The following is a 6,812-nucleotide window of genomic DNA, read 5'->3' on the forward strand; positions in this document are numbered from 1 at the left end:
GGTTTGCCATTTACAGATTTTTTTACTCCGTCAAAAAGATCGCCCAAGCTATAGAATACGAATAATTTAATTACCTTTGGGAGTAAAATAAATCAGTACCTGTATGGAACTCACTCTCCCTTCCAAGTTGAATGCCTCCGAAACGATCGTGCTCGACACAAACGTGCTTGTCGTTATCGGGGCAAATGGTGCCGGCAAAAGTTCGTTCGGCAGAGATCTGCTGGAGCGTTACTCCGACAACAGTAAAAAGATATCCGGCATGCACTCCCTGTTTATCAGCAGTGAAGAACCTGTGCCTGTCGAAGGTAATGAACTGGCACGCCTGCAATCGATGATAGCGGAACGCATCTTCATGCCCCGCCTTTCAGAATACGAAAAACTGATCCTCCACCTGCAAAGCGAAGAATTTGAGGCGGCGGTAAACTATAAGGAAGCCTGCAAGCTGACCCCGGACCTGGAACCGCCCGTTACCAAAATAGACCGCATACAGGCCATCTGGGAGAAAATGTTCCCGCATAACCGCCTGGTCAGGAAGTCCGGCTTTATTGAACTGGCTTCCACCAGCCGCGACGGCGATTCTTATACGGCCGGCAGAATGAGCGACGGCGAAAAGATCGTCTTCTACCTGATAGGCGCCGTACTCTGTGCCCGTCCCAACGAACTGCTGGTGATCGAAGAACCGGAAATACTGCTTCACAACTCGATCAAGAACCTGCTTTGGGATGAGATCGAAGCTATGCGTCCCGACTGCACATTCGTTTATCTGACGCACGATATCGACTTCGCCACCTCTCGTCCGGAAGGCAAACGGATATGGATCAGGGACTACAATGCCGACGCCCATGTCTGGGACTACCAACTGATAGAAAACAGCGACAGCCTTCCCGAAGAAGTATATATAGATATCCTCGGGAGCCGCAAACCGATCCTGTTCATCGAAGGGACCGACTCCAACAGTATCGACAACCGCCTCTACCCACTGATCTTCCCCGATTATATGGTCAAGCCGATGGGTGGCTGCCAGAAGGTGATTGAAACGACAAAGGCTTTCCGGCAGTTACAGGACTTCCATACGCTGGAATCCATGGGGATCGTAGACCGCGACCGCCGTACGCAGGGAGAGATCGACTATCTGCATGACCAGCATATCTTCGTTCCCGACGTAGCCGAAGTGGAAAACCTGCTGATGCTCGAACCCGTGATACGTACCGTGGCACGCCGTATGATGAAAGATCCCGATACCGTATTTACCCAGGTAAAGGAAAATGTAGTCAAACTCTTCGAGAAGGACCTCGAAAGCCAGGTTATCCTACATGCCAAACACCGCGTCCGCAAGAAACTGGAAACAGCGGTCGACCGCAAGATAACGACCGTCGAACAACTGACCGAGCATGTGGAAAGCATCCGTTACAACGTTCATGTCGATGAAATATACAATGGGATAAAAGATAAATTCAACCAGTACATCGAAACGGGAGATTACAAGAATATCCTTCGTGTGTATAATCAAAAAGGGATGCTGCCGCAAAGCCGTGTATGCAACTTCTGCGGTATCAGCAACAAGGAGAGTTATTTAAACTTCGTTCTTTCCATTCTGAAAGAAAACAAAGAGGATGCGGAAGTCATACGTTCTTCCATCAAAGAATCTTTAGGGACATAAAAAGTTATCAAAAATGAAGAAAAAGTCCGCAAAAAATCGTTCTTTTGCAAACTGATATAACGACATTAACTGGTTTAGTCCTCTTACAAAAAGAATATGCGTACACCTACATTACAATATCTCTACCTGCAAAAGCCGGTAACAATGGTTATTATAATCTGTATAATCTCCGTGCTTCCCTGGATCGGCCTGGGTGATTTCTCCACCAAAGGAGAGCCGCGTGAAGCATCAGTTGCCATATCCATGCTTGAATCAGGCAATTGGATATTACCCCAGGTTTATGCCAACGAATTTGCCTATAAGCCGCCGATGGCACACTGGCTGATGGCTGCTTTCTCTTATCCGCAGGGATATGTATCGGAGTTTACCTCTCGCCTGCCGTCTACAATCGCTTTTATCTGCCTGATGGGATGCACGCTCATGTTTTTCGGGCGGAGGATAAAATTCCAGCAGGCGTTTATAGCTACTCTCCTACTACTCACATGCATTGAAATGCACAGAGCGGCGATGACTACCCGTGTCGATATGCTACTGACGACATTCATTGTCATCGGCCTCTATCAGTTGTTCCGATGGGAAGACCAACTGGAGTTGAAAGGTCTGCCGGTTATTATCCCGGTATTGCTGGGGTGTGCGGTTCTGACTAAAGGGCCTGTAGGAGTTATTTTGCCTCTATTCGTGTTCGGTGCTTATCTGCTGATGCTCCGTAAATACAGCCTGCTGACAATTTTCAAGGCACTGCTTTATATCGGTGTTTCGTCTCTGTTCCTGCCTCTGCTTTGGTATATCGCAGCCTGGAAACAGGGAGGGGATAAATTTCTCGATGTCGTACTTGCCGAGAACTTCGGACGTTTCTTCCATCTCAATACGCCCGATATCAATTATGACCTGGGACACGAGAATGGCGTATGGTATAACTTTATGACGCTGGCTGCCGGATTTATTCCCTGGACCATCTTCTTTTTCTTCTCCCTCTTCGGTTTGAACTGGCAGAGAAAAAAAGGATCGTTCAAACAAGTGCTGAAAGACAGCTGGAATAATATTCTTTCCATGGAAAAAGAAAAACTGTTCAGCCTGGTAGCATTGGTTTGCATCATCTTCTTTTATAGTATCCCTTCCAGCAAGAGAAGCGTATACCTGATGCCGGCTTATCCGTTCATCGCAATATTCCTGGCACAATACGCCATCTATATCACGGAATACAGGACAAAGGTAACCCGTATCTTCGCAGCCTTCCTGGCATCGGTCACTACCGTGGTACTGATTGCCATCGGATTGACGATGATCGGCGTTATCGACCCCGTGGCTATTGCTTCACAGTACACAAGCCGTACCTCCACCCTGGCACAGGTCGAAGCTGTCAGCAACATATTTTCTTTCAGTTACGGACTGACGGTTTGCATTGTTATCGTCGTTTTGGTGGCGCTGCTGACGGTGCTTTACCAGATGTTCAAAAAGATAAACATCAAGATCCTGTATGCTACGATCGCCCTGAGTTTTACGATCAATTTACTGATCGACGGGGTTATCATGCGGGGTATCCGCCAGGATGGTTCTGCCCGCCCTTTTGCGGAAAAGGTAATGAAAGAATATCCGCTGAATGAGAACAATATGTTCGTTATGAATAATCTCAAGAAATACAGGAACCTGTACGGGCTTAATTTCTATCTCGGCAACCGCTTCCACAATTTCGAACAGGAGATGCCGGAAGAAGGATTTTTCTTTGCAACTTCCAGCGACCTGGAGGTTGTCCTTAAAAATTACGAAGGCCAATATACTTTTAATATATTGACCTCCTCTGAACGTATCATCCACGAAGTGCGCCGCCCGGTTGTCCTGTGCAGCTTCCTCCGTGTAAAATAAGATTATTTTAATTCTTTGATTTTGATACTGCGGAAAGCAACTTCGTCGCCATGATCCTGTAACAGGATATGTCCCTGGGGAGCTTCACCGAAACGTCCTGCCTCGTTATAAGACGGGGCAGCATATTTACTACCTTTCACCAATTCGCGGAAAGCATCCGAACCACGATCGTATTCCAATGTTTTAAAGCCGTTCAGCCAATGTTCCACATGGTTATTGGGGAATACTTTCAGGACAGCCTGGTTCCAGTTGCCCACACCGTTGAAACGTTTGTTACCGGCCGGCATCATGTCGTAAAGGCTTGCCAGGGTGCGGCTGCCGGGAGTCGTTGTGTAGAGTTTGGCATCCGGATGCAGTTTGTCATCTAATATCTGGTATTCGAGGCCATAGGCGGAGCCGCTAGGTTTTTCTGCTTCCGTCACGAAATATTTGATTCCGCTGTTTGCTCCCGGAGTGATTTTAAATTCCAGGCTTAACTCGAATGCTGCATATTCTTTATCGGTCACGATATCACCTCCGTTGGTAGACTCGCCACCACCGGATTTCAAGACGATCAACTGTCCGTCTTCCACTTTCCAGCCATGATCCGGGAAGGCCTCTTTATGGGCGCCACGCCAGCCTGTAGTTGTCTGTCCGTCGAACAGGAGGTTCCATCCGTCCGCTTTTTCAGCATCCGTCAGGTAGTTGGGGACGCGGTTCACTTCAGGAGCCAGGGTTCCCTGCATGCGTTCGGCTTCCAGGTTCTCCGTCTTTATACGGATATTACGCCATTTGATTTCTTTTCCTTCCAGATCGGTATTCTTTCCGATGCCATGCACCTGGAAAGCGATGAAGCCTTTGGCTGTTTCGTCGTCATAGAGATTGGCGGTGTTCACGCCGTTCAGCCAGATGCGGATATTGTTGCCGATCGCTTCGATACGGAATTTATTCCAATCTGTCTTTTTGTAGGCGGCTTGTCCCGGTTTGTTATCGACGAGCGTCACCAGCCAACCACGGCGTGCCTCGTCGTAAACACCTCCGCTCCATGCTCTGTCGGAAGGGTCCATTTCGCATTGGTAGCCATGCACACGCCCGTTCTGGTAATCCGGACGGCTTTCGCTGCGGAACTGCACACCGGAGTTCAATGCCGGGTCGCAGAGGGCTTCAAATTCCAGGATAAAATCGCCATACTCCTGTTCGGTAGCCATAAAGCTGTTCGGCTGGCCCGTCACCGAAGTTCCGACCAGGCAGCCGTCTTCCACCCGGTAGGGCGCTTCGCCGTTCAATTGCTTGAAACCGGTAAGGTCTTTACCATTGAATAACTTTTGCCAGCCGTCATTCGACTGACAGGAACAAAGCAGCGCGAGGGACAGGGCTGCTAACTTCAAAGATGTTTTCATTCTGTTTTTCTTTTAGGTATTATAAATAAGAAAATTGTTTTACTGGTCTGTCAACTAACACATGTGTACGAGCACAAAGATAAAATATTATTCATAAATGCACAGCAAAAGTGTTGCTATTTTACAACAGATAGAATCTTTTTCAAAGAATAGCCTTATCTTTGTGTGCAAAATGTAATCAATAAAGGTATTTTTATGAAATTTAAAACGGCTCTCTTTGACTTTGACGGCGTGATAGTCGACACTGAACCCATTTACGATATTTTCTGGAATGAGGCAGGTGAACGTTACGGGACAGGTATCGACAACTTCGCTGCTGTTATCAAAGGCACAACACTCCCCTACATCATGGAAAAGTATTTTTCCGACCGTACGGAAGAATTTCGTCAGATGATCATCAAAGAATCGACCGAATACGAAAGCACGATGCCCCTGCCCGCCATGCCCGGCTCCCTGGAATTTCTGCACCTGCTGAAAAAGAACGGTGTGCAGATGGGATTGGTCACCAGTTCGGACAATACAAAGGTTGAACGGGCATTCAAACTGCATCATCTGGAAAACATGTTCGATACAATCGTGACCGCAGACCGCATCACAAAGGGGAAACCTGACCCGATGTGTTACTTGCTGGCCGCAGACGACCTGCATGTCTCCCCTGCCGACTGCCTCGTTTTTGAAGATTCATTTGCCGGCATACAAGCGGGAACGGCTGCCGGCATGCGGGTTATCGGCCTGAGCACCACCAACCCGGAAGAATCATTGAAGGATAAAGTATATGAAGTGATTCCGAACTTCGAAAAGGTTACTTTCGAGGATTATCTGAAGTGGTAATGAAACAGAATAAAAAAAGAAGGTTGCGGCAGCCGTTGTAAAAACGGGCTTAACCGCAACCTTACCCAGTTTATTCAATTTCCGGCCGGTCGCTTTCCTTCTTTTTCTTCTGTCCCATACGCTGGTTATAGGCTGTCTGCGCATCGGATATCAGAGCGTTGACATTGCGGATAAAAGCAGTAGCTTCGTCCGAAGGATTCGCCAAGCTCCAGGCAAAAGCCAGCGAGGTTATATCGTCATAAATATCATCACCTTGGGCACGCACGATCTTGCTGTTGTCTACACTACTAGCCAGACGTTCGGCAGCGCGTTGGGCCACCAGTGATTCGTATAGATTATTCAAACGTTCCAGTTCATTCAAATAAGGGGTCAGGCTCAAAGCCTGTACGGCAGATGCATTTTCAGGTTTTCTCAGATCGACCAGGAGTCCTTTGATCGTTTCTGTTTCCTGATTGAGCGGGAGGCGTGCGATTCCGGTATATGGTTTCACTACGTTCCGCAGAAACTTTCCGGCTTCCTGTTCTGCCTGGAGTGGCAGGGTTGCGGAATTGTTTATCCGGTTCAAAGCATAGACGGCAACGTTGTCGCGTTGTTTGTCAGTGTCGTTCAACGTTTCAGTTTCCTGGCTGATACGGCTCTGGTTGTTCAGATCGGTAAGTTGGTCGATCACTGCGTCGAGGACAGTCAGTTGAGCGGCCGAAACGCCCAATGCAGGGACACCGTTCGATTCATTGACGCTAAGGCTTTCGATTTCGGGTCGGTCGCCACCCTGCTCCGGAAATGGAAGGAGGGCACGGAAACGGCGGAGAAAACTGAGGTACTCGGCGTTGTTGAAATTATTTGCAGAAAAATCGGTGAATTTTAAGTATGTTCCCATGATTTCTATTTTTTGATAACGAGGGCAAGGTAAGCATTATATTTCAAAAGATAACTGTTTTGTCAAAACAATTTCCAAGAAGATGTAAAATCGTTTCCCAAACCGGGAAAGCATCTTACAAGGGTGTAAAGTCGTTTCCCAAACCGGGAAAGCACTTTGCAAGGGTGTAAAGCCGTTTCCCAAACCGGGAAAGCACTTTGCA

At 47.7% G+C, this 6,812-nt stretch carries 5 protein-coding genes; 3 read left to right on the forward strand and 2 right to left on the reverse strand.

Features of this window, described 5'->3' with window-relative positions:
* Positions 1 to 103 precede the first annotated feature (103 nt).
* Together HMPREF1535_RS20490 and HMPREF1535_RS20495 are read left to right on the forward strand one after the other, a co-directional pair.
* Positions 104 to 1,660 (forward strand): DUF4435 domain-containing protein, encoded by a 1,557-nt coding sequence (locus HMPREF1535_RS20490; RefSeq protein ID WP_046147326.1) that lies wholly within the window; start codon positions 104 to 106, stop codon positions 1,658 to 1,660.
* A gap of 96 nt (positions 1,661 to 1,756) precedes the next feature.
* Positions 1,757 to 3,523: an ArnT family glycosyltransferase gene (locus HMPREF1535_RS20495; protein ID WP_010802827.1), complete on the forward strand. Its 1,767-nt coding sequence runs from the start codon at positions 1,757 to 1,759 to the stop codon at positions 3,521 to 3,523.
* 2 nt (positions 3,524 to 3,525) lie between these two features.
* Here HMPREF1535_RS20495 and HMPREF1535_RS20500 read toward each other — a convergent pair whose 3' ends face one another.
* Positions 3,526 to 4,902 carry a 3-keto-disaccharide hydrolase gene (locus HMPREF1535_RS20500; RefSeq protein ID WP_007656011.1) on the reverse strand — a complete coding sequence of 459 codons (1,377 nt, stop codon included), beginning with the start codon at positions 4,900 to 4,902 and terminating at the stop codon, positions 3,526 to 3,528.
* A gap of 195 nt (positions 4,903 to 5,097) precedes the next feature.
* Between HMPREF1535_RS20500 and HMPREF1535_RS20505 the strand changes: the two genes are divergently transcribed.
* The gene (locus HMPREF1535_RS20505; protein ID WP_046147656.1) at positions 5,098 to 5,733 is read left to right on the forward strand and encodes an HAD family hydrolase; all 636 of its coding nucleotides are present in this window, start codon (positions 5,098 to 5,100) and stop codon (positions 5,731 to 5,733) included.
* 70 nt (positions 5,734 to 5,803) lie between these two features.
* Here the strand turns inward: HMPREF1535_RS20505 and HMPREF1535_RS20510 are convergent, their stop codons facing one another.
* Positions 5,804 to 6,610 carry a DUF6261 family protein gene (locus HMPREF1535_RS20510; RefSeq protein WP_046147327.1) on the reverse strand — a complete coding sequence of 269 codons (807 nt, stop codon included), beginning with the start codon at positions 6,608 to 6,610 and terminating at the stop codon, positions 5,804 to 5,806.
* Positions 6,611 to 6,812 lie beyond the last annotated feature (202 nt).

It is taken from the genome of Parabacteroides goldsteinii DSM 19448 = WAL 12034 (assembly GCF_000969835.1).
GTDB classification, from domain to species: Bacteria; Bacteroidota; Bacteroidia; order Bacteroidales; family Tannerellaceae; genus Parabacteroides; species Parabacteroides goldsteinii.

What these genes read in the sequence shown, in the direction of transcription:
- HMPREF1535_RS20490 (WP_046147326.1), top strand. Translation starts at nt 104, where the DNA reads ATGGAACTCACTCTCCCTTCCAAGTTGAATGCCTCCGAAACGATCGTG.
- HMPREF1535_RS20495 (WP_010802827.1), top strand. Translation starts at nt 1,757, where the DNA reads ATGCGTACACCTACATTACAATATCTCTACCTGCAAAAGCCGGTAACA.
- HMPREF1535_RS20500 (WP_007656011.1), bottom strand. Translation starts at nt 4,902, where the DNA reads ATGAAAACATCTTTGAAGTTAGCAGCCCTGTCCCTCGCGCTGCTTTGT.
- HMPREF1535_RS20505 (WP_046147656.1), top strand. Translation starts at nt 5,098, where the DNA reads ATGAAATTTAAAACGGCTCTCTTTGACTTTGACGGCGTGATAGTCGAC.
- HMPREF1535_RS20510 (WP_046147327.1), bottom strand. Translation starts at nt 6,610, where the DNA reads ATGGGAACATACTTAAAATTCACCGATTTTTCTGCAAATAATTTCAAC.